Source organism: Actinomadura sp. BRA 177, assembly GCF_013372625.1.
Taxonomy (GTDB): domain Bacteria; phylum Actinomycetota; class Actinomycetes; order Streptosporangiales; family Streptosporangiaceae; genus Spirillospora.
Genome location: NZ_JABXFD010000214.1, coordinates 1 through 20,948, shown reverse-complemented (window position 1 = coordinate 20,948; position 20,948 = coordinate 1). Strand labels below are relative to the sequence as shown.

Annotated in this window: 19 protein-coding genes; 8 read left to right on the top strand and 11 right to left on the bottom strand. The window is 70.4% G+C overall.

The window, feature by feature from the left end:
* Nucleotides 1–114: 114 nt before the first annotated feature.
* The 4 genes from HUX53_RS07990 to HUX53_RS07975 form a co-directional block, all read right to left on the bottom strand.
* Nucleotides 115–2,460: an MMPL family transporter gene (locus HUX53_RS07990; RefSeq protein ID WP_309237110.1), complete on the bottom strand. Its 2,346-nt coding sequence runs from the start codon at nucleotides 2,458–2,460 to the stop codon at nucleotides 115–117.
* 118 nt (nucleotides 2,461–2,578) lie between these two features.
* Nucleotides 2,579–4,363 (bottom strand): fatty acyl-AMP ligase, encoded by a 1,785-nt coding sequence (locus HUX53_RS07985; RefSeq protein ID WP_176402516.1) that lies wholly within the window; start codon nucleotides 4,361–4,363, stop codon nucleotides 2,579–2,581.
* Between the two features lie 258 nt (nucleotides 4,364–4,621).
* The gene (locus tag HUX53_RS07980; protein WP_176402515.1) at nucleotides 4,622–4,870 is read right to left on the bottom strand and encodes a zf-TFIIB domain-containing protein; all 249 of its coding nucleotides are present in this window, start codon (nucleotides 4,868–4,870) and stop codon (nucleotides 4,622–4,624) included.
* Nucleotides 4,871–5,011: 141 nt separating this feature from the next.
* A complete protein-coding gene (locus tag HUX53_RS07975; RefSeq protein ID WP_176402514.1) occupies nucleotides 5,012–5,176 on the bottom strand; it encodes a hypothetical protein in 165 nt (54 codons plus the stop codon).
* A 1,698-nt stretch (nucleotides 5,177–6,874) separates the two neighbouring features.
* Here HUX53_RS07975 and HUX53_RS07970 point away from each other — a divergent pair.
* Nucleotides 6,875–7,621 (top strand): IclR family transcriptional regulator, encoded by a 747-nt coding sequence (locus HUX53_RS07970; protein WP_309237109.1) that lies wholly within the window; start codon nucleotides 6,875–6,877, stop codon nucleotides 7,619–7,621.
* 17 nt (nucleotides 7,622–7,638) lie between these two features.
* Here HUX53_RS07970 and HUX53_RS42455 read toward each other — a convergent pair whose 3' ends face one another.
* Nucleotides 7,639–8,001, bottom strand: a complete 363-nt coding sequence (locus HUX53_RS42455) for a YkvA family protein (protein WP_176402513.1) — start codon at nucleotides 7,999–8,001, stop codon at nucleotides 7,639–7,641.
* 342 nt (nucleotides 8,002–8,343) lie between these two features.
* Here HUX53_RS42455 and HUX53_RS07960 point away from each other — a divergent pair, with 342 nt between their 5' ends.
* Entirely contained in the window at nucleotides 8,344–9,327 is a 984-nt protein-coding gene (locus tag HUX53_RS07960; protein WP_176402512.1) for a hypothetical protein, read from the top strand.
* 242 nt (nucleotides 9,328–9,569) lie between these two features.
* Here the strand turns inward: HUX53_RS07960 and HUX53_RS42215 are convergent, their stop codons facing one another.
* The 5 genes from HUX53_RS42215 to HUX53_RS07935 form a co-directional block, all read right to left on the bottom strand.
* Entirely contained in the window at nucleotides 9,570–10,196 is a 627-nt protein-coding gene (locus HUX53_RS42215) for a septal ring lytic transglycosylase RlpA family protein (RefSeq protein WP_176402511.1), read from the bottom strand.
* 476 nt (nucleotides 10,197–10,672) lie between these two features.
* Entirely contained in the window at nucleotides 10,673–11,575 is a 903-nt protein-coding gene (locus tag HUX53_RS07950; RefSeq protein WP_176402510.1) for a hypothetical protein, read from the bottom strand.
* Nucleotides 11,576–11,833: 258 nt separating this feature from the next.
* Nucleotides 11,834–12,940: a ferritin-like domain-containing protein gene (locus HUX53_RS07945; protein ID WP_176402509.1), complete on the bottom strand. Its 1,107-nt coding sequence runs from the start codon at nucleotides 12,938–12,940 to the stop codon at nucleotides 11,834–11,836.
* Nucleotides 12,941–13,138: 198 nt separating this feature from the next.
* Nucleotides 13,139–13,747, bottom strand: coding sequence for a hypothetical protein (locus HUX53_RS07940; protein ID WP_309237108.1), 609 nt, complete (start codon nucleotides 13,745–13,747; stop codon nucleotides 13,139–13,141).
* 216 nt (nucleotides 13,748–13,963) lie between these two features.
* Nucleotides 13,964–14,587 (bottom strand): TetR family transcriptional regulator, encoded by a 624-nt coding sequence (locus HUX53_RS07935; protein ID WP_176402508.1) that lies wholly within the window; start codon nucleotides 14,585–14,587, stop codon nucleotides 13,964–13,966.
* 153 nt (nucleotides 14,588–14,740) lie between these two features.
* On the opposite strand from HUX53_RS07935, the gene HUX53_RS07930 reads away from it, so the two are divergent.
* From HUX53_RS07930 to HUX53_RS07915, 4 genes are read left to right on the top strand one after another with little or no spacing between them, the layout of a single operon-like run.
* Nucleotides 14,741–16,036: a GH1 family beta-glucosidase gene (locus HUX53_RS07930; protein WP_176402507.1), complete on the top strand. Its 1,296-nt coding sequence runs from the start codon at nucleotides 14,741–14,743 to the stop codon at nucleotides 16,034–16,036.
* Between the two features lie 20 nt (nucleotides 16,037–16,056).
* The gene (locus HUX53_RS07925) at nucleotides 16,057–16,470 is read left to right on the top strand and encodes a MarR family winged helix-turn-helix transcriptional regulator (protein ID WP_176402506.1); all 414 of its coding nucleotides are present in this window, start codon (nucleotides 16,057–16,059) and stop codon (nucleotides 16,468–16,470) included.
* Between the two features lie 43 nt (nucleotides 16,471–16,513).
* Complete coding sequence (locus HUX53_RS07920; protein ID WP_176402505.1) at nucleotides 16,514–18,262, top strand: peptidylprolyl isomerase; 1,749 nt, start codon at nucleotides 16,514–16,516, stop codon at nucleotides 18,260–18,262.
* Nucleotides 18,263–18,276: 14 nt separating this feature from the next.
* Entirely contained in the window at nucleotides 18,277–18,585 is a 309-nt protein-coding gene (locus tag HUX53_RS07915; RefSeq protein ID WP_176402504.1) for a chorismate mutase, read from the top strand.
* 63 nt (nucleotides 18,586–18,648) lie between these two features.
* On the opposite strand, the gene HUX53_RS07910 is transcribed toward HUX53_RS07915, so the two are convergent.
* Nucleotides 18,649–19,875 carry an ROK family transcriptional regulator gene (locus HUX53_RS07910; RefSeq protein ID WP_176402503.1) on the bottom strand — a complete coding sequence of 409 codons (1,227 nt, stop codon included), beginning with the start codon at nucleotides 19,873–19,875 and terminating at the stop codon, nucleotides 18,649–18,651.
* 115 nt (nucleotides 19,876–19,990) lie between these two features.
* Between HUX53_RS07910 and HUX53_RS07905 the strand changes: the two genes are divergently transcribed.
* Complete coding sequence (locus HUX53_RS07905) at nucleotides 19,991–20,185, top strand: hypothetical protein (protein ID WP_176402502.1); 195 nt, start codon at nucleotides 19,991–19,993, stop codon at nucleotides 20,183–20,185.
* A 60-nt stretch (nucleotides 20,186–20,245) separates the two neighbouring features.
* The gene (locus HUX53_RS07900; RefSeq protein ID WP_176402501.1) at nucleotides 20,246–20,893 is read left to right on the top strand and encodes a GNAT family N-acetyltransferase; all 648 of its coding nucleotides are present in this window, start codon (nucleotides 20,246–20,248) and stop codon (nucleotides 20,891–20,893) included.
* Nucleotides 20,894–20,948: the final 55 nt, after the last annotated feature.

Genomic DNA, 20,948 nt, shown 5'->3' with positions numbered 1-20,948 from the left:
TTTGTGGTGTCGTGTGTGTTGTTTTCTGTGCTTACTTGTGTGGTCGGTGTTGTTTGTTGTGTTTGCATGTGCGGGCGCCCGCCGAGATCTACACCACCCTCTGCGTCGGCGGCGTCAGATGTGTATAAGGGACGGCGCCGGTTCCGGGCCCGCCTCCTCCCAATGCAGCGCGTACGGGAACGGCTGCTCGTCCGGGAGGCGCGGCGGCCGGGCGGTCGCGCCCGCCGGGACCATGGCGGTGTGTTCGCGCAGGTCCAGGCGGGCGTGCAGACCGGCGAGGAAGGGCGGCAGCCACCAGTTCGCCGCGCCCATGAACCGCATCGTCGCCGGGACGAGCAGCGAGCGGACGAGCACCGCGTCCACGACGACCGCGACGAACATGCCGACGCCGATCAGCTTGACGATCGTGATGCTCGCCATGCCGAACGCGCCGATGACGACGAGGAACAGCAGCGCGGCGCTGGTGATGATGCCGCCCGTGTGCTGCATGCCGGACGCGACGGCCTTCCGGTTGTCGTGGGTCAGGTCCCATTCCTCCCGGATGCGGCTGAGCAGGAAGACCTCGTAGTCCATCGACAGGCCGAACACGACCGCGAGGATGAGAATCATGCTGGTCGCCTCGACGCCGCCGGTCGGGGTGAAGTTCAGGACGCCGGCGAGATGCCCGTACTGGAAGCCCCACACGATCGCGCCGAACGAAGCGCCGATCGACAGGACGTTCATCACGATCGCCTTCAGCGGCAGCACGATGGAGCCGAAGAACATGAAGAGCAGGATGAACGTGGCGACACCGACGAAGAGCGCCATCTTCGGCAGGGTGCGCATCAGGCTGGACATCAGGTCCATCTGCGCGGCCGTGCTGCCGCCGACGTCGATGTGCATCGGATAGCCGTCCTTGGACAGGCTCATCTCGCGAATCTTGGTGACGAGGTCCTGGGCGTTCTGGTCCATGGGGTCGTACTTGTGCGTGACGGAGATGCGCACGCCCCCGTACGAGCCCGAGTAGCCGGTGAACTGAGCTTCGGTGACGCCGGGGAGCTTGCCTAGGCGCTGCCTGAATTCCTCCAGGTAGGGCGGGATCGGGTCGTCCTTCTTGGCGGGCGTCCAGTCGCGTGGGATGAGGTCCCCGGAGACGACCACGTCGATGGGTTCGGCAGAGCCGTTGGGGAACTCCTGTTTGACGGTCTCGACCACGTGCCGCGTCGGGCTGCTCTTGGGCAGGACGCGGGCGTCCACACTGCCGAACTGGACGTTCAGGAACGGCACGAACATCACGCCCAGGATGACGATCACGACCGTGAAGTACGGCAGCGGATGCTTCATCACGCTGTGGCCGAGCCGGTACCAGAAGCCGCTCTCCGGGTCGCGCTGCGCGCGCTTGGCCGTAGGTCGCCGCCACGGCATCCGTCCGATTTCGACGCGCGGCCCCAGCAGCGCCAAGAGCGTCGGAAGCAGGACCGTGGCTCCGAAGACGGCGACCATGACGGTGGCTATGCCGGCGAGCCCGATCGTCCGGAGGAACATCTGCGGGAAGAGCAGCAGCCCCGCGAGAGCCGCCGACACGGTGACGCCGCTGACGATGATGGTGCGGCCCGCAGTCGCCATGGTCGCGGACAAGGCCGACTGACGTACCGGCTTGAGGTCGGTCTTGTAAGCCTTCTTCGCGGCCTTGCGCGCCGCCTTGTCGCGTTCCCGTTTCCACGGTTTGCCCTGGGGCAACCCATGCGCGGACATGCCGCGCTCCAGTTCCTCACGGAATCGGCTGATGATGAACAGCGAGTAGTCGATCGACAGGCCGACGCCCATCATCGTGACGACTTCCAGGGCGAACGACGTCACGTCCGCCGCATACGTCACCACATGGAGGACGGCCAGGCCGCCGATGGTCGAGAAGATCGCGATGACCATCGGCAGCAGGGACGCCGTGAACGCGCCGAAAAGGATCATCAGCAGGATGAACAGCGGCAGCGCCGTGATCATCTCGGCGCGCACGATGTCGGTGACGACCTGCTGCCCGAACTCCTCGCCCAGCGGGACGCTGCCGCCGTACTGGACGGTGAGGCCCGGCGCCGCCAGCCGCTCCTTGACGAGGTGGTAGTTCTCGGTCTTGGTCGCGCCGTCCTTGCCGCGCAGCTTCACCGCGACGAACGTCTTGTGCCGGTCGTGGGACGCGAACGTCTCCGCCGCCTTACCGTCGAACGACCAGTAGGAGATGATCTCCTCGACGTTCGCCTTCGGCAGCCGCGCGATGGTGGTGATGACGCTCGCCTCGTAGCGCGGGTCGTCCACCGTCATCGTGTCGCTGGAGTACAGGACGAGGACGTCGGGGTTGGTGCTGCCGAAGTAGGTCGCGCCCAGCTTGGCGACGAGCGTCGAGGACGCGTCCGGGTCCTCGAAGCCGCCCTCCTTGAACTTGGCGAACACGCCGAGGCCCCAGACGCCCGCGATGACGGTGGTCACCAAGATCAGCACAAGGCTGGTCCAGCGTCGCCGGTGGATCAGACGCCCCAGCCCCGAAAGCATGTTCCTCCTGTTTCGCCGCGGCCGGCGGGCCGCCCCGGATGCGAGCTGCGACGCCCTACTTGCGAGAAGCGAGGCGCGCCGCCGTCGTCGGCAGCTCGCCGTCAAGGTAGCGCTGCCGCGTCGCCGCGCGTGCGATCTTCCCACTGGACGTGCGGGACACGCCGCCCGGTTCGATGAGGACGAAGTCGTGGACGCTCATCTCGTGCTCGATGTTGACGGCGCCGCGCACCGCCGCCTCGACCTCGCCGGCGTCCAGCCGTCCGAGAGGGACGCGCCGGTTGCGCTCGGCGACGACCACCAGCCGCTCGGTCTCGTCCCCGGTGAGCGCGAACGCGGCGACGTGGTCGGGACGGATCGCGGGGTGCGCCTCCTGCGTTGTGACCTCGATGTCCTGCGGGTAGTGGTTGCGGCCGTCCACGATGATGAGGTCCTTAATGCGGCCGGTGACGTACAGCTCGCCCTCATGGACGACGCCGTAGTCGCCGGTCTTCATCCACGGCCCCACCGGAAGCTCCCCGGGCTCGCTCAGCTCACCGCCGAACGTGTCCTGGCTGCGCTCGGAGTTGCGCCAGTATCCGGGCGCCGTGTTGGGCCCGTGCACCCAGATCTCGCCGACCCGTCCGTCCGGCTGCTCGATCCGGGTCTCCGGGTCGACGATCGCGACGAGCTGCCCGCACGGCCCGCCGCACGACACGAGCTCGGACCCGCCCTCGGAAAGCCGCAGGTCACCCTGGGTGAGCGCCTCCCGGTCCACGGAGATGACCTTCGGCGGGACGTCCGCGGCCGCCGCGGTGACGAACACGGTCGCCTCCGCCAGCCCGTAGCCCGGCGCCTGCGCGCCCGGACGCAGGCCCGCCGGCGCCAGCGCGTCCGCGAACATCGACAGCGTCGACGTGCGGATCGGCTCCGCGCCGTTCAGGCACGTCGTCAGCCCGGACAGGTCCAGGCCGGCGAGCTTCTCCGGCGTCGCCGACGACGCGACGTACTCGTAGGCGAAGTTCGGCCCGGCCGTGTAGACGTTCTTGCCCGGACGCTCCGCGATCAGCTGCAGCCAGCGCATCGGGTTCATGATGAACGAGACGGGATCGGTGTAGATGGCGTGGTCGCCGTTCACCAGCGGCAGCGCCATCGTCGCGATCATGCCCATGTCGTGGAACAGCGGCAGCCAGCTGACGAGTTCGGGGGTCGGCCTGTCGGGCGCCCACCCCGCCCACAGCTGCGCCGCGTTCGCCGTCACGTTCCCGTGCGTGATCTCCACTCCCGCCGGACGGCGCGTGGACCCCGACGTGTACTGCAGGTACGCGAGATCGTCGAACGCGATGGGCTCGTCCTCCCACCGGTCGGCCAGCGCCAGGTCGATCTCCTCGGCGAACAGGATCTCCTTCGGCTGCGGGACGTCGTGGTCGGAGAGGAACTTCTCCACGTGCGGCAGCGCGTTCCGCGTCGTGACGATCACCGCGGGCTCGGCGTCGGTGTAGGCGCCGATCAGCCGGTCGGCGTGCCCGGGCAGGTCCGGAGAGAACAGCGGCACCGCGATGACGTGCGCGTACATGGCGCCGAGCATCGTCATCATGTACTCCAGCGTCTGCGGCAGCAGCAGCGCGGCCCGCTCCCCGGGCCCGCTGACCTGCCGCAGCGCCACCGCGACCGCACGCGCGCGCCGGTCCGTCTCCGCCCAGCTCGCCGTGATGTGCGCGCCGGACGGGTCGGCGGAGTAGTCGACGAAGGTATAGGCCGGCGCGTCCGGCTTCTCCTCCGCCCACCTCGCGACCCGCTCGATCAGCGGGGTGCGGCCGGAGCCGCCGGGCAGGAGTTCGGGAAGCAGCGAGCCCAAAGCCATTGATCATTCTCCCGAGGGGACGGGCCGGACGGGACCCTGTGCGGTAGGGGTGGGCGCCATCGGCGGATGTGCGTCGGCCGGACGGCTGTGTCTGGACGCCCCCGGCGACCGGCGATGATCGTCAAGCTACCGGATGGTAGTCAGTGCGCGATATTAGCTCGCGGTCACATTCGGCGGCGCCGGGTTTGTCACCGCCGTGACAAGAGGAAATCGCCCTTCACACCTGGGGGTTCGCGCGGTCACCGACCGTGCCGGAGCCTACTGATCGCCCGCGAAGATCTGCTCCATGATGCCCCGGCGATGCCGTCCCTGGTAGGTCGTCTCCGGGTTCACCTCGTCCGGAAGCTCCGCCAGGTAGCGGCTCTCCGCGTCGATCAGCTGCTCCAGCTCGCCGCGGTCGAGGAACACGCCCTTGCACCCCGGGCACTCCTCGATCACGACCCCGTGCCGCTCATGGGTGTCGAGTTTCGACTCGCATTTGGGACATTGCAGCGTCGCGTCTGACATACCGGATCCCCTGTCCGTCACGACAGCGTTTACTGTCAGGCGGTCAGCTTACTGACACCGGGCCCGCTTTGGGATGCCCCGTCCTTCAATACGGCTGCCGATTGCGGACGCACCCACCGTTATCGTCGTCCCGGCCCCGACTCACCCACCGGACAAGGCCCGCTGCAACTCCAGCCGCCGCCTCAGCAGCCCGAGGCAGGCGACACCCCACAGCAGACCGATCTCGGCCACCAGCGCAACGCCGATGACGACCGCCCAGTCCGTCTCGTCCGACTCCTGCACCCCGGCCGGCGACATCAACGTCATCCGACTCTCACCAGGCGCGACCAACGGCCCCGCCGGCGCATTGACCTGCGGCAACACAACAGCCCCAGGCGGCGACACGGTAGGCAACTCCGGCACCGCAAACCCCCCATGCCCAGCCGACGACCCCCCATGACCGCCGGAATCCCCCCTCGGACTTGGCGTACCGCTCGACACCACCCCTGTCGGCGAGTGGTCGTCGCCTGCACTCGGCCTCGGGCCAGACAGCTCCACAGACGGACACGGTCCACCAGCGGCATGCCCCTCACAACCACCGCCCGTAGGCGCAGCACCAGAGTGGCCACTCGAACTCGGCTGAGCACCAGACGGCTTCGTGGCCGGACACGGCCTACCACCTGCACTCGCCTTACTGGACACGCAGTGACCAGCCGTAGGCCCAGGACCGGAATGCCCGCTCGGGCTCGGCGTGCCACTCGACGCCGGCGCAGACGGGCACGCTCCACCGCCCGCACAGACATCGGCCGTAGGCGCGGGCCCCGAATGGCCGCTCGGGCTCGGCTGAGCACCCGACGGCTTCGTAGTCGGACACGGCCTACCGCCTGCACTCGCCTTACCGGACACGCAATGACCAGCCGTAGGCCCAGGACCGGAATGCCCGCTCGGACTCGGCGTGCCACTCGACGGCGGCGCGGACGTGCACGCTCCACCGCCCGCACAGTCACCGACCGTGGGCGCGGGCCCCGAGTGGCCACTAGGGGTCGGTGCAGCCCCCGACGGCGTCGTGGTCGGCGAGTGACCACCACTCGCGGTCGGCTTCGGGCCTGAAGGTTGCGGGGACGGGCACGGTCCGCCTGGTGCGCAATTGCTGGGCGTGGGGGTTGGGCCGGAGTGGCTGGGGCATGGGCTCGCGCCGGCACCCGGGGTAGTGGTCACGCAAGGCGTTGCCGGTGGCGAGTGGTCGTTGCCTGTGGTCGGTTTTGGCCCCGACGGCGTGGACGGGCACGGTGTGTCGCTGGTGCTTGTGCACGGCGTCCCTGTCGGTTTTGGGGCGGACGAGTGTGAGGGCGGTGTGGGCGGCGTTGCGTCGTTGGACAGGGCGAACACTGCGCGGATCGAGCGGCGGGGGGCGTTTGCGGCGTCCGCCACTGCTTGGACGCTCAGGGGCTTCGCCGATATGGCTGAGGCCGGTACTCGGACAGTTGCCGTTCGTTCGACGGTCTGCTCGCCCAGGTCGCCTAGGGCGCAGCGGAGTTGGTGGGCCGAATCGGACACAACGCAGCCCGGGGAGTGGTTCGTCCAGGAAAGGGGGCGTTCGGCGGTGAGGCGCAGGGTCGTGTCGTGGGCGACGCCGCCTTCGGCGTGGACGCGGAGCGTGTACGTCAGGGCGTAGTCCGGGCCGGTGGTGGTGCCCTTGGAGGTCGTCATGTCCATGTGCAGGCGGACGGCCGGCTGGCGTCCGTCCGAAACGGCCTCGGCGGCAGGGCTCGCCAGTGTCAGCGGTACGGCCAGTGTGGTGCCGGCCGCGATGGCGCCCCAGCGTGTCCCTCGGCGCACCGTTCCCCCCCCAGCGGTCTGCCTGCATGGCTGCCAGGGGGGCGGCGCCGTGGCGCCGGGCACAGACTGTTATTGCCACGTCGTAGGTGCTAGTAACGTGCGTCACTCCGGTAACTGCCCCTCTTTCGCACAGTGAAATCGGATCTCCGTAGAATCGGGTGGGTTGCGAGGGAGAGGAGACCCGGGGTGGCGGAGGCCGTTCGGTCGCTGGAGCGCGCGTTCGATCTGCTGGAGCATCTGGCGGACGCGGGCGGCGAGATGGCGCTGTCGGAACTGACGGAGGTCTCCGGGCTGCCGATGCCCACGATCTACCGGCTGATGCGGACGCTGGTGAACCAGGGGTACGTGCGGCAGGAGCCGTCCAAGCGCTACGCCCTGGGCCCGCGGCTCGTCCGGCTGGGCGAGGGCGCGAGCCGCCTGCTGGGCACGTGGGCGCGGCCGGTGCTGGCCCGGCTGGTGGACGAGGTCGGCGAGACGGCCAACATAGCGGTGCTCGAAGGCGACGAGGCCGTCTACGTCGCGCAGGTGCCGTCCAAGCACTCGATGCGCATGTTCACCGAGGTGGGACGGCGCGTCCAGCCGCACTGCACCGGCGTGGGCAAGGCGCTGCTGTCGCAACTGCCCGACCAGCGGGTGCGGGAGATCCTGGCCCGGACGGGCATGGACGCGCACACCCCCAAGACCTTCACCGACCCCGACGCGCTGCTCGCGGAGCTGGAGCGGATCCGCGAGCAGGGGTACGCGCTGGACGACGAGGAGCAGGAGATCGGTGTCCGCTGCGTCGCGGTGCCGCTGCGCGGAGCGCCGGCGCTGACGGCGATCTCGGTCTCCGGGCCGTCCGGACGCATGACGCGCGAGGCCGTCCCGGACGTCGTGCCCATCATGCGGGACGCCGCCGACCGATTCGCGAAAGAACTCGGCCCGGCCACGTGACGCGGCCGGGCCATCGGTCAGTCGACGGGTTCGCCGACGATGACGGTGGGGCGTCCGCCGCGCTCCCAGGTGACGAAGTCGCCCGCGGACTTGACGAGGACGGCGGCCATCCACAGGGCCAGGCCGGTGTCGTCCGCGATGCCCGCGATGGGGATCATGTCGGGAATGGCGTCGATCGGGGAGACGATGTAGACGAGGCCCAGGGCGAGCAGTCCGAGCGTCCCGAAGGACATGCCCCGGTACCGTCCGCGGAGGACCGACTTGAGCATCCGGGGGACGGCGCGGACCCGCGTCCAGAGCCCCGGCGCGTCGGGCTGAAGGGTCTCGGAGTAGATCTGCCAGGCCTGCCCGGCGGCGGCCGCACTGCGCTTCCTGTCCACGAGCACTCCTCGTCCGAACGTTCAGGAGGGCGCGCCCCCGCGGCGCCCACGCATATCTAGGACGCGACGACCGCCGGAAATGTTCCCCCGCATCGATCATGAGGCACGAGTCACAGGCGCCGCCCTCGGCGCGGCGCCGGAATGATCGCAGGACGGCACGGTGAAACGTCCCGCCGCGGCTCCATTCGGGTTACCTCTGGTGAGTTCTTCATCACTCTCGCAGCGGACCTGCGGCGTTTCACGGCGTGTTGCCAGGTGCGCGCTGCGAGCATGTCCCCACGGGCGCCTCCCCCAGCACGACCGGCCTGGCCCGTCGAGCATCGCAGGAGCTGACGAACGGATATGAGCGGCGACCCTACGAACCGTCCCGTCCATGGCACCGCGGCAGGCGACCCCTACGTCGCGCTGCCCCCGACCGCGGTCGACGCGGCCGCCTCCGGCCCGACCCGGCTGATCGTGGCCTGGCCCGGATTCGACCCGCCCCGCACGGCGGCCGCGCTCGCGGCGGCGGTCCCGATGACCGGCGTGCCGGTGTGGCGGGTGTTCCTCGACCTGCCGGGACGCTCGCCGGGCGGGCTCGGCTCGGGCGCGATCCTGGAGACCGAGGCCATCGAGGCGTACTGCGCGGCGGTGGCGGACGCCGTCGAGCGGCTGCCCGGCGTCCTCGCGGAGATCCGCCGCGACCTCGCGATCCCGGACGGCCCCGTCGCCGTGGCCGGGTTCAGCGCGGGCGCCGCCGCCGCGCTGCTGGCCGTGCTGCGCGACGCCGTCCCAGTGAGCACCGCCGCGCTCGTGGCGCCCGTCGTCGCCCCGGCGCGGGCGGCGCGGGCGGTGGAGAAGCGGTCCGGCCGCGACCGGGACTGGACGCCCCACGCCGTCGCCCTAGCCGACCGCCTCGACCTCGGCTCCCTCGCCCCGAACCTCGCCGGACGGGACGTCCCCACGCTGCTCATCGGCGGCGCCAGGGACCGCGTCGTCCCCGCCCGGGAGATCACGTCCCTGCGCGACCTGCTGCGCCGGCACGGCACCGGACCGGTCGAATCCACCACATTCCGCATGGGGCACGCGCTGGCCGCCGAACCCGGCACCGAGCCCCGTCCGCCGATCACCGAGGCCGTCCAGGTGGACACGGCCCTCACCGACTGGTTCCGCGACCACCTGGCCACCCCATCCAACGACACCGCCGCCCCGCCCCAGCCTCAGACAGCGGGCGAGGCCGCCGCGGACACGGCCGGCGAAACGCCAGAGGACGCTAGACACGGAGCCTGGTCAACGGCCCCCCAGAACACTCCCCGCCCCGGAGCCGTAGCCGGCCACCGAAAGTAGGACACCACCCAGCAGCACGCCGGAGAACAATCACCTGCCCTGCCACCAGGCCAGGCGCCTCAAAAGAGCGGCCCGGAGCCACGAAGTAAGACGGCCACCCAGCAGGGCGCTGCAGGACGGGCACGCGGGCCGCCGCCAGGCCGGGCGGCTCGGAAGGGTGGTCCGAGTCGTGGGCGGTGGTGGGGGACGGTGCCCGGCGGGCGCGTGTGGGCGCCCGCCGGGCGGGTGGTCGGTGGTGCGGATCAGCCGCGGGACAGGACCTCGTAGCGGACGGGGATCACGCCCGCCCCGGTGCCGCCGACCTTCTTCATCGCGGCCCTGGACAGGTCCAGGCAGCGGCCGCCCGCGTACGGGCCCCGGTCGTTGATGCGGACGACGACCGAACGGCCGTTGTTCTTGTTCGTCACCCGGACCTTGGAGCCCATCGGCAGCGTCTTGTGCGCGGCCGTCAGCTCGCTCGGGTCGAAGGGCTCACCGCTCGCGGTCATCTGGCCCTCCCAGTAGTAGGAGGCCTCGCAGGAGCCCGAGGAGATCACCTTGGTGCGCTTCTTCTCGGTCTTCTTCTCGGGCTTGGCCAGGTGCGCGACCTTGGTGTCGGACTTGGCCGCCTTCTTCTCCGGAGACTTCGTCGGCGACGGCTCCGGGGAGCGCGGCTTGCCGCGGCTCGCCCGCGGCGGGTCGGCCTTCGGACGGCCGGCGAGCGGGTCGGCGGCCGGCGGCGCGGTCTGCGCGGCCTGTGCCGATCTTGCGGTTCCGTTGCCGTTGACCAGCGCGAACGCGCCCGCTGCCAGGACGGCGACGGCGGCTCCGGAGACGATCAGGACGGTACGTAGGCGTGCTCGAAGAAGACGCCTGACAGGGCTACCCACAGAGGAGTCCTTTGGTTGGGGACAGGACCCCGGACGCCCGGCTCTCTTCTCACGGCGCGCTCAGGCGACCTCGTTCGTCCCCCGAGTCCTCCGCCGCCCGCGGGCTCGCTCGCCCGTCTCCGCGCCGCTCTCTCAGGCGCGTCCGCGTCATCGCGGTCCGGCGTCCGGCAGGTGCGGCTGGAAAGGCATCTTCACTTTTGATCTCGAAAGTGCCGCACAAGTCCTTGACCGTACGTGGCATGTCGCATGAAACAAGACGCAGGGCCCTAGTTTGTGGGGTTTGTCACCCTAGTCTTTGCGCTGGGGAGTTGACCGACTCCGCACGGTAACTCGGTTTGTAGATCTTCTTTACTCGCCATTGAAGGTGTGATCTCGGACATATAACAATCGCTTGCTCGGCAAACGGAACGGGGCGTTCCGCAGGATGCCGTCGCATCCGCGGAACGCCCCGTGAGCGTTGGACGAAAGGGTGTGCGCTACCCGATTCCGGGCAGCGCGGGGAGGCCGAGCGCGGTCGCGTCGGGCATGGACAGCGGGCCGTCCGAGAGCGGGCCGCCGGGCAGCGGGCCGTCCGCCGGACGCGCCGCCGGGTCCTTGGCCTTCAGGACGTCCACGACGTTCCCGACGCCCTGCTCCGTCCGGTCGAGGCCCTTGCCGGCCTTGTTCACGGTGTCGTTCGCCTGGCCGACGACGTCGTCGGACGGCACCGGCGTGGCGCGCCGGCCGGCCACCGGGAAGAGCACGGACGGCAGCCCGCCGGACTGCGCGGAACGGAGTGCGCCCGGCACGCTCGGCAGGTCCGCCGGCAGCGCCATGCTCACCGGCATGCCGGCGCGGCGGCCGGCCGGGAAGGCGGGCCGCATGCCCGTGACCTGGCCGACCTTGCTGTTGCGGACGGTGTCACCGGCCTTGCGGACGTCCTTGAGGAGCGGCTTGGCGGCCCTGTCCGGGGCGGGCAGCGCGTCCGCCCCGCGCGCGCCGGCGCGCCGGGTGCCCAGGCAGTCGCCCTTGGGCAGGCCGCCGAGCGGCGTCTGACCGACCGCGGGCAGCGGCGTCTCCGGCATGCCGGCCCCGGTCTCGGAGTTGACCGTCTTGCCCGGGTTCAGCTTGCAGCGGGCGGCTCCGTGCCGGGACGTTCCCGGGGCGGCGCGGAGCACGCCGTCCACGGTGCCGGTGACCTTCTCGGCGGTCTGGCCGCCGGTCTGCACGACCGGGTCCGGGAGCGTCCGGGTGGCCGGGTAGGCCGCGGCGGCGGTGTCGTAGAGGAGCGCGGTGGACGGGCCCGGCGCCGCGTTCGCGGGCGCGGCGGCGACGGCGAGCACCGCGGCGAACGGAGCGACGGCGGCGGCGCCCAGCAGGCTTCTGGCTGATCGGTTCATTCTTTTCCCCCGGGGATTTTCGGCTTGACCGTGCACATGATGTGCGCCCGCCCGGCTGGCAGAACGGCGCACCGTCGACCGGGGACGTTAGTACACCCCGCGGCCCCGCACGGCGAATCCGAGAATCAATTGGTAAACCCCAGAAAGATCTCCCGAATTGATCAGCGACATTGCCCTCGGACACCAAAGGCGACAAGGTCCGACAAAAGACGAAGCGGGGGCGCCCCGAAGGACGCCCCCGCCCGACCGGCGGCCCGGCTACTCGGCCGAACCGAGCGAGATGGCCTGGTCGACCTCGTCCTTGCGCGCCGCGACCTCCGCCGCGTAGCGCTCCTCGTCGACCTTCTCGGCGATCTCCTCGTCCTGCTTCATCAGCGCCTCCAGGTCGGCCTTGGCGTTGTCGAGAACGCCCATGTCCTGGTAGGCGGCCTGCACCTTGTCGCCCCAGAGGCCCACGTCCCGGACGCACGGGACGATACGGCTGAACAACAGCGACTGGTAGAGCGTGTACATGTCGGAGTTGTCGACGAACTCCATGCATTTGTCGACCGGCATGTCGAGCTGCTCGAAGACCTCGCGTCCCTTGAACCGGTCGCGCATCAGGTAGCAGCCCTCGACGACGAACTCCTCGCGCTCGGCCCGCTCCTTGTCGGTGAGCTCGGCGTAGAAGTCCTTGAGCGCGAGCCGCCCGAACGCGACATGCCGCGCCTCGTCCTGCATGACGTACGCGAGCAGCTGCTTGACCAGCGGGTTCGTCGACATGTCGCGGTACAGCCCGAACGCGGCGAGCGCGAGGCCCTCGATGAGGACCTGCATGCCGAGGTAGGGCAGGTCCCAGCGGCTGTCCTCCAGCGACTCGGCGAGCAGCTTCGCGAGGTCCTGGTTGATCGGGTAGTACATCCCGATCTTCTCGTGCACGAACTTCGTGTACAGCTCGACGTGCCGCGCCTCGTCCATGGTCTGGGTCGCGGCGTAGAACTTCGAGTCCAGGTCGGGGACGGACTGCACGATCCGCGCCGACACGTTCAGCGCGCCCTGCTCACCGTGCAGGAACTGGCTGAACAACCACGAGCCCTGGTGCCGGCCGAACTCGTCCCGCTCCTTCTGCGACATCTTCTCCCAGATGTCGGACCCGAAGAGCGGGTTGAAGTTCTCCGGCAGCCCGGCGACGTTGATCGGGTCGACCTCAAGGTCCCAGTCGATGCGCTTCTGCGCGTCCCACTGCTTGTCCTTGCCCTTCTGGTACAGGTTCAGCAGCCGGTCGCGCCCGTCGTCGTACTCCCAGGTGAAGCGGGTGTCGCCCGCCATGGGGACGTTCCACGTCTCGGTCGGGACCGGGGTGGAGTAGAGGTCAAAGGAACTCACGGGGGGATCCTCCTCCAGGCGTTGCGCCGCGCCCTCGCGACGCCGGTTGCACCGCCCACGGCTTTACATACCTTCGTAACATGTAAAGCGCGGGGAAACCAGCGTCACGGGAGAACCAACTGACGGCAAAGCCGCCGCCCGCATCCTGAAGAGGAGCTGCGGGCGACGGCCACAGACGAAGAACGGCCCAGCGGCGGGTCAGCGGGACTGGAGGGCGTCGAGGCCGACCGCCTGGGCGATGACGAGGCGGCGGTCGAGGCGCGGGTCCTTGATGTCGACGGTGTAGCGGTCGCGGAACCCGAACTTCTTCTCCACCGAGAAGACGACCTGGTCGCCGGCGTAGAAGTCGAAGTGGTACGGCCAGGCGAACGGCAGGCTGTCCACGTACGGGATGATCTGCCAGACGCGGCGCAGCACCGCGACGAACTTGTTGCGCTCGGAGCCCGTCGTCACGCCGAGGCCCGGCTGCTCCATATGCCACGTCGAGGCCAGCAGCGACTTCTTGAAGTCCTTGCGGAAGACGCCGATGGGCTGGCCGTGCGCGTCCGTGATGTCGTAGGCGGAGGCGAGGTCGATGCGCTTGCGCGCCTTGAAGCCGAGGATCGGACGCGTCTTGGAGTCGTCCGAGTACAGGGTGACCTGCTCCTTGAACGCCAGCCGCTTCTGCTGCGCGAAGGCGAGCAGTTCGCCCTCCCCGCCGCCGGGCGCCTCGGCGTGCACCTCGTACTGGTTCACCATCAGGCGCACCCGCTGCCGGATCAGCAGCCTGCTCTGCGCCTGGAGTCTCTCTTCGTCCAGCGAACTCACCCGTTCTGGTTGCGTTGTGCGGTGGGAGTCTGCCACAGCAAGTCCCCAAAAACCCGGCTTTTCGGGGACCACAACCCCCCGCCCACCACAACTAGGACGAAACCACCCCAACCCCGGTTCCGCACCCCGCTGACCCAGACCAGCGCTCGGGCAGGGCGGAGCCGTGTTCAGGCCTGACCGGTGTTCGGCGCGGGCCGGTGTTCAGCGGTGAGTGGGTCAGGGCTCTTGGATGTGGGCGGCCAGGTAGCCGTGGATCAGGCGTTCCGCTTCGGCGACTATCTCCGGGTCGCCTTCCGGGCTACGGCGGAAGGCCATCTTGAGGACGGCGTCGCCGGCCTCGACCGAGATGGCGAGGGCGGTCGCGAGGCCGGGGGTGTCCTGGACGCCGAACGTCTCGACGATCATCGTGCGGAGGCGGTCGGCGACGACGGCGTTGTTGTCGGCGTCGGAGTCGAGGAGGTTGACGTCCGCGACGTCGCCGAAGCGCAGCACGCGGAAGCCGGGGACGGTGCGGTGCATCTCCACGAAGATCTCGATGATCGCGCCGACCGTGTCGGACCAGTCGCCGAAGCCGCCCCCGGCGAGGCGGGCCGAAATGCGGTCGCCGAACTCCTCCAGGTTGCGCAGCGCGAGGGCCTGCGCGACCGCGCGCTTGTCGGGGAAGAACTGGTACACCGAGCCGATCGCCACCTCGGCGCGCTGCGCGATGCGCGTCGTGGTGAGGCCGTCGTAGCCGTCCTCGTCGAGGATGTCCGCGCAGGCGTCGAGCATCCGCTGGACGCGTTCGGCGCTGCGGCGCTGGGCGGGGCGGCGGCGGAGCGGGGTCCGGATCTCGGTCACCCCGCCATTGTCCCCCGAACGGGAGGGTGCCCGGCATGCACGGCCTGCCGTTCGGCACCCCGGGGCCACCTGAGTCTTCCGCCCGCACCACCCCGGCACTAATATCCGAAAGCTATTCGCATTCCGGCCGGGCACGTGGGGAGGGGAACTGGGATGGGGCTTCCGGAGGGCTTCCGATGGGGCGTCGCCACCGCCGCCTACCAGATCGAGGGCGCGGTGGACGAGGACGGGCGGGGACCGTCCACCTGGGACACCTTCGCCCATACGCCCGGACGCGTCCGGGACGGGCACACCGGCGACGTCGCCTGCGACCACTACCACCGGTGGCCCGAGGACGTCGCGCTGATGTCGGGCCTCGGCGTCGACACCTACCGGTTCTCGATCGCATGGCCGCGCGTGCAGCCGTCCGGGAGCGGCCCGGTCAACGCCAAGGGCCTCGACTTCTACGAGCGGCTCGTCGACGGGCTGCTCGCCGCGGGCATCGCCCCCGCCGCCACCCTCTACCACTGGGACCTCCCGCAGCCGCTCGAAGACGCCGGCGGCTGGATGGAACGTGACACCGCCTACCGGTTCGCTGAATTCTCCTACCTGGCGGCCGAGCGCCTCGCCGACCGCGTGGAAATGTGGATAACTCTGAACGAGCCCGTGGTCGTCACGGCCTACGGCTACGCGTTCGGCGTCTACGCGCCCGGCCAGGCCCTCATGCTGGACGCGCTCCCCACCGCGCACCACCAGCTCCTGGCCCACGGCCTCGCCGTCAACGCCCTGCGCAGCCGCAATGCCCGCGCCATCGGGCTGACGAACCACTACTCCCCGGCATGGGCCGCGACGCCGGAAGACCAGCCCGCCGCCGACGCGTTCGACGCGTTCATGAACCGGCTGTTCACCGACCCCGTCCTACTCGGCCGCTACCCCGGCCTGATGGGGGACGCGCCGTACATCCGTTCCGCGGACATGTCGGTCATCGCGTCGCCGATCGACTTCCTGGGCGTGAACTACTACAACCCGACGCGGCTGGCGACGCCGTCCGACGGGCCGCTGCCCTTCGACATCGTGGACATCACCGAGTACCCGACCACCGGGATGGGCTGGCCGATCGTCCCGGACGCGTTCCTGTCACTGCTCCGCACGCTCAACACCAGGTACGACCTGCCGCCCCTCTACATCACTGAGAACGGGTGCTCGTTCCCTGACGAGATCGGCCCGGACGGCACGGTGGACGACTCGTCCCGCATCGAGTTCCTGGACGCCCACATCAAGGCCATGCGGACGGCCATCGACGAGGGCATCGACATCCGCGGCTACTTCACGTGGTCGCTCTTGGACAACTTCGAATGGGCGGAGGGCTACCACCCACGTTTCGGCCTCGTCCACGTCGATTACGAGACGCAGAAGCGCACGCCCAAGAAGTCCTATGCCTGGTACAGGGACCTCATAGCGTCGTCGTGACCCCGCTCTAGGCTGAGCACATGCCCGTCGAAGGACAGGTCCTGGGGACAGCCGTCAAGCAGGCCCAGTACCGGCAGCACCGGATGCTTGACAGCAGGCTCGCCGAGGTCGGCACCACGCTGGCGCAGTGGGACGCGCTGCGGGCGATCAGCCGTTCGCCGGGGGCGTCCGCCCGGGCCCTGGCCGCGGACACGTTCCAGAGCGAGCAGGCGTTCGGGACGCTCGCCGGGCGCCTCGCCGCCCAGCACCTCATCGACCGGCGTCCCGGACGCGGCCGGAGCATCGAGCACCACCTCACCCCGGCCGGCGAGAAGACCCTCGCGGCCGGGCACGCCGTCGCCGACGACGTCCTCGCCGAGTTCTTCGCCCCGCTGACCGACGACGAACGGGCCACGCTCCTCGACCTGCTACTACGCCTCGGCCGGACGGACTGACGCCGATAGTCTGCTCTCTCCGTTTCATCGGGGGAGGTCATGAATGCCGGAAACCCGTCCGCTGCGCGCCACCGATCCCCGCGAGGTCGGCGGGTTCCGGCTGACCGCCCGCATCGGTGAAGGCGCCCAGGGCACCGTCTACCTGGGCGAATCGGACACCGGGCAGCGCGTCGCGGTGAAGCTCCTGCACGCCGACTTCGGACGGGATCCCCGCGCCCGCACCGCCTTCGAGCGGGAGCTGGCGGCGGCCCGGCGCGTCGCTCCGTTCTGCACCGCGCGCATCCTCGCCGCCACGGCCGACGACGACCTCCCGCACATCATCACCGAGTACGTCGACGGGCCGTCCCTCAAGGACATGATCGCCGAGCACGGTGTCGCATCCCCCGATGAGCAGGTCAGGCTGGCGATCGGCACCGCCACGGCGCTGGCGACGAGCCACGAGGCGGGCGTCGTCCACCGCGACTTCAAACCGGCCAACGTGCTGCTCGGCGCGGACGGCCCCAAGGTCATCGACTTCGGCATCGCCCGCCCGCTCGACGCCACGTCCGCCACCCTGACCGGCGCCGTCGGCACGCCCGCGTACATGGCGCCGGAGCAGGTCGCGGGCTCGCCCGGCGGCGCACCGGTGGACATGTTCGCGTGGGCCTGCACGATGGCGTTCGCCGCCAACGGGACGCCGCCGTTCGGGACCGACTCCGTCCCGGCGATCATGCAGCGCGTCCTGTACGGGGAGCCGGAGCTGGGCGCGCTGACCGACCGGCTGCGCGACCTGGTGGCGTCCTGCCTGGCCAAGGACCCGGCGGCCCGCCTCACCGCCACGCAAGTGCTGCAGCACCTCCTCGGCATCGGCCCGGACGCGAACCTCCTAGCCGAAGGCACCTCCGCCGCGGGCGCCCCGCCCGCCGCCAGTCCACTGCCGAGCGCGGGGGCATCAGGAGCCGCACCACCGCCCGGAGTCGGGGCACCGCACAGCGCGGGGATGCCGCCGACTGCCTGGCCGGGTGCCGGACCGCCGGGCATCGGGCACGGCATTGGAACGTTGCCCGGCGCGCCGAGCAGGATTCCCTACGCGGGCAGTGGACGATCGGCGGGTGGGCGACAGTTGCTCATCGTCGGAGCGGCGGCGGCCGGGGTGCTGCTGGTCGTGGGCGGGCTCGCCACCGCGGTCCTGCTGAACAACGGTGGCAAGGAGAAGGCCCGCAAGCCCGTCGTGCAGACGGCGGCCGCGGCACGGACCTGCAACTATCCGCCCTCGTCGAGCAGCGACGTCAAGTCCGTCGGGACGCCGCCATCCCGCGTGTCGGACGGGCAGCCGACCAAGGCCACCATCAAGACCAACCTGGGCACGCTGGAGCTGAAGCTGGATCCGGCGGCGGCGCCCTGCACGGTGAACTCGCTGGCCTTCCTCGTGAGCAAGGGCTTCTACGACGGCACGTCCTGCCACCGCCTGACGACGAACCCCAGCCTGAAAGTGCTCCAGTGCGGCGACCCGTCCGGTACAGGATCGGGCGGCCCGTCTTACGTGTTCGCCGACGAGAACACCGACGGCGCGTCCTACTCCAGGGGCACCGTGGCCATGGCCAACGCGGGGCCGGACACCAACGGCAGCCAGTTCTTCATCCTCTACGACGACGCCCCTGACCTACCGAGCAGCTACCCGGTCTTCGGCCAGATCACCTCCGGCATGGACATCGTCGACCAGGTCGCTGAGAAGGGTGTCAAGGGCGGCGGCGACGACGGCCAACCGGACCAGAAGGTCACGATCAGCCAGTTCATCACCTCAACGACATAGAGGACGATCAACCCATGGAATCGCTGGCCGAGGTGCGCGCCCGGATCGACGGCGTCGATGACGAGCTCGTCCGGCTGCTGGCCGAGCGGCAGCGGCTCGTGCGTGCCGCCGCCGCGTTCAAGGCCGACGAGCAGGCCGTCCGCGCGCCCGACCGGGTGGAGCAGGTCGTCGCGCTGGCACGGCGGCGGGCCACCGCCGCGGGCCTGGCACCCGAGGTCGCCGAGGCGGTGTGGCGGTCGATGATCGCCGCGTTCATCGACCTGGAACTCGAAGAGCACGCAACCGAACGCCCGCCAGGCCGCGCCGGCCGCCGCCCGATGTGACATCACGCCGAGGGCGGCACGTCCCCCCGGAGTGCCGTGGCCTTCCCCCGTGCGGGGGAACCGTTACGCGTCCTCGGCGCCGAGGACGCCCAGGGGGTCGGCCAGCAGCGGGGCGAAGCCCAGTTCGGCGGCGCCCGCCAGGGTCGAGTCGTAGCCGAGCGCGGCGGTGCGGAGCGCGACACGTTCCCTGGACACCGGCAGCCCGCCGGTCGTCACCCGATCACGGACGAGGGGTGCCGCCCCCCGGTAGATCTCGCTGAGCATGCCGCCGAAGACGACGACGCCGGGATTGAACAGGTTGATCAGGTTGACCACGCCGATGCCGAGCCAGCCGCCGACCCGGTCGAGGGCCTCGCGGGCCGCCGGGTCCCCGTTCTCCGCCGCCTCCACGACGGCGCGGACACCGTCCCGGCCGAGCGGGCCGCCGGTGCGTCCGGCCGCCTCCAGCAGCGCCGGTTCGCCCACCTCCGCCTCCAGGCAGCCGCGCGAACCGCAGTTGCACGGACGGCCGTCGTACGGGTTGACGATCATGTGGCCGAGTTCGGCGGCGTAGCCCTCGTCGCCGTCCAGCAGCCGGCCGCCGACGATGATCCCGCCGCCGACCCCGACGTCCCCGTGCAGGTAGATGAGGTTCCGGCTGCCGGCGCCCGCCCCGCGGACGTGCTCGGCCAGCGCGCCCAGATGGGCCTCGTTCCCGACGGCCACGGGCAGCCCGAGGCCCAGCCGGCGGCCCAGCTCCGGCCCCACGTCGAGGTCGGTCCACCCCATGGTGGGGGCCAGCCGCACCTTCCCGTCGACGGCCCTGATCATGCCGCAGTAGGACACGCCGACGCCCACGCACTCCGCCTCCGGAGGCGCCGCGGCCACGAGCGCGCCGCCGAACGCGGCGAGGACACCGACCACCTCGTCCAGGTCGTCCTGCCCCCGCCGCCGCGGCGCCTCCCGGCGCTCCAGCACCGTGCCGCCGAGCCCGACCCTGGCGGCGGCCAGCCGGTCCACCGCGACGTCGAAGGCCAGGACGTACACCCGGCTGCGCTGGGCGCGGACGACCAGCGACGGCCGTCCCGCCCGTCCCGTCGCCGCCGACGGCTCCTCCCGCACCAGGCCCGTTGCGGCGAGCTTGGCGATCAGCGTCAGGATCGTGCTGCGGTTGACGCCCATCCGCTCGGCGAGCTCGGTGCGCGACACCGCCCCGTCCCGGTGCACCTCCCGCAGCACGGCCCCGCAGTTGCGCCGCCGCGTCGACTGCGTCACCGGGCGCGCAGGACCCGACACGAGAGAGGACGACATGCCTCACAAGTTACCCAAGGACCGTCGTGACACAGGGCACGGCAGGATGAGAACCGCGCCCCGCGGCGTTGTCACAGGTGAAACCCCCGACCACCACCAGCGAGGACGTAGACCGATGGCCCTGAAGCGACCGTCCTTCCTGCCGTCCCTGGACGACCTCGAACGCCAGGCGGAGGCGCGCTCGACGCAGCGCGGCCGTCCCGGCTCCCACTTCGATCACCCGACCGCGAAGAACGTCTTCATCGCCGTCCTGGTCCTCACGGTCCTCGCGCACCTAGTAGGCGGCATAGTCTTCGTCCTCTTCTTCTGACGGCACCCGCCGGCGCGAAAAGGGATGCCGCGGAGCGTGACGGCACGCCATGGTGAAGACATGCTGGCCGACCACTTCCCGCTACTCGGACTACGGCTGACGACGCCGCGCCTTGAGTTGCGGCTGCCGTCTTCCGAGGAACTCGCCGCTTTGGCCGATGTCGCGGCGGAAGGAATCCATTCCCCCGACACGATGCCGTTCATCGTGCCGTGGACGGACCGTCCGCCCGCCGAAGTGGCCCGAGGCGTCGTCCAGCACCATTGGTCGATGCTCGGGCAGTGGGCACCGGAGGACTGGCAACTCAACCTCAGCGTGTTCCATGCCGGCGAAATCGTCGGGCAGCAGACGCTGAGAGGCCGCGACCTGGCCGTCCTCCGCCAGGTGGGCACCGGTTCATGGCTTGGACGGCGCCACCACGGAAAGGGCATCGGCACCGAAATGCGGGCCGCTGTCCTGCACCTGGCATTCACCGGACTCGGCGCCGAGGAGGCCGTTTCCAGCGCGTTCGCGGACAGCCATGCCTCGCGCGCGGTATCCCGCAAGCTCGGCTATCAGGACAACGGGACCGCGCGCCAGGTCGTCCGAGGCGCCATGACCACCGAACACCGGATGCGACTCACCCGAGCGGCCTGGGAACGGCACGCGACCACGCCCGTCACTATCGAAGGGCTCGTCGCGTGCCGACCCATGTTCGGAGCCCCCGCCTGATTGTCGGGGCGCGGTTATGGGTGCGCGGCTTTGGACGGAGTCGTGGGGTTGGGAG

Coding starts and splice junctions, on each gene's coding strand:
- HUX53_RS07985 (WP_176402516.1), bottom strand. CDS start 4,363: ATGGCTTTGGGCTCGCTGCTTCCCGAACTCCTGCCCGGCGGCTCCGGC.
- HUX53_RS07960 (WP_176402512.1), top strand. CDS start 8,344: ATGAGCGGCGACCCTACGAACCGTCCCGTCCATGGCACCGCGGCAGGC.
- HUX53_RS07950 (WP_176402510.1), bottom strand. CDS start 11,575: ATGAACCGATCAGCCAGAAGCCTGCTGGGCGCCGCCGCCGTCGCTCCG.
- HUX53_RS07900 (WP_176402501.1), top strand. CDS start 20,246: ATGCTGGCCGACCACTTCCCGCTACTCGGACTACGGCTGACGACGCCG.
- HUX53_RS07925 (WP_176402506.1), top strand. CDS start 16,057: ATGCCCGTCGAAGGACAGGTCCTGGGGACAGCCGTCAAGCAGGCCCAG.
- HUX53_RS07915 (WP_176402504.1), top strand. CDS start 18,277: ATGGAATCGCTGGCCGAGGTGCGCGCCCGGATCGACGGCGTCGATGAC.
- HUX53_RS07910 (WP_176402503.1), bottom strand. CDS start 19,875: ATGTCGTCCTCTCTCGTGTCGGGTCCTGCGCGCCCGGTGACGCAGTCG.
- HUX53_RS07980 (WP_176402515.1), bottom strand. CDS start 4,870: ATGTCAGACGCGACGCTGCAATGTCCCAAATGCGAGTCGAAACTCGAC.
- HUX53_RS07905 (WP_176402502.1), top strand. CDS start 19,991: ATGGCCCTGAAGCGACCGTCCTTCCTGCCGTCCCTGGACGACCTCGAA.
- HUX53_RS07920 (WP_176402505.1), top strand. CDS start 16,514: ATGCCGGAAACCCGTCCGCTGCGCGCCACCGATCCCCGCGAGGTCGGC.
- HUX53_RS07975 (WP_176402514.1), bottom strand. CDS start 5,176: ATGACGTTGATGTCGCCGGCCGGGGTGCAGGAGTCGGACGAGACGGAC.
- HUX53_RS07930 (WP_176402507.1), top strand. CDS start 14,741: ATGGGGCTTCCGGAGGGCTTCCGATGGGGCGTCGCCACCGCCGCCTAC.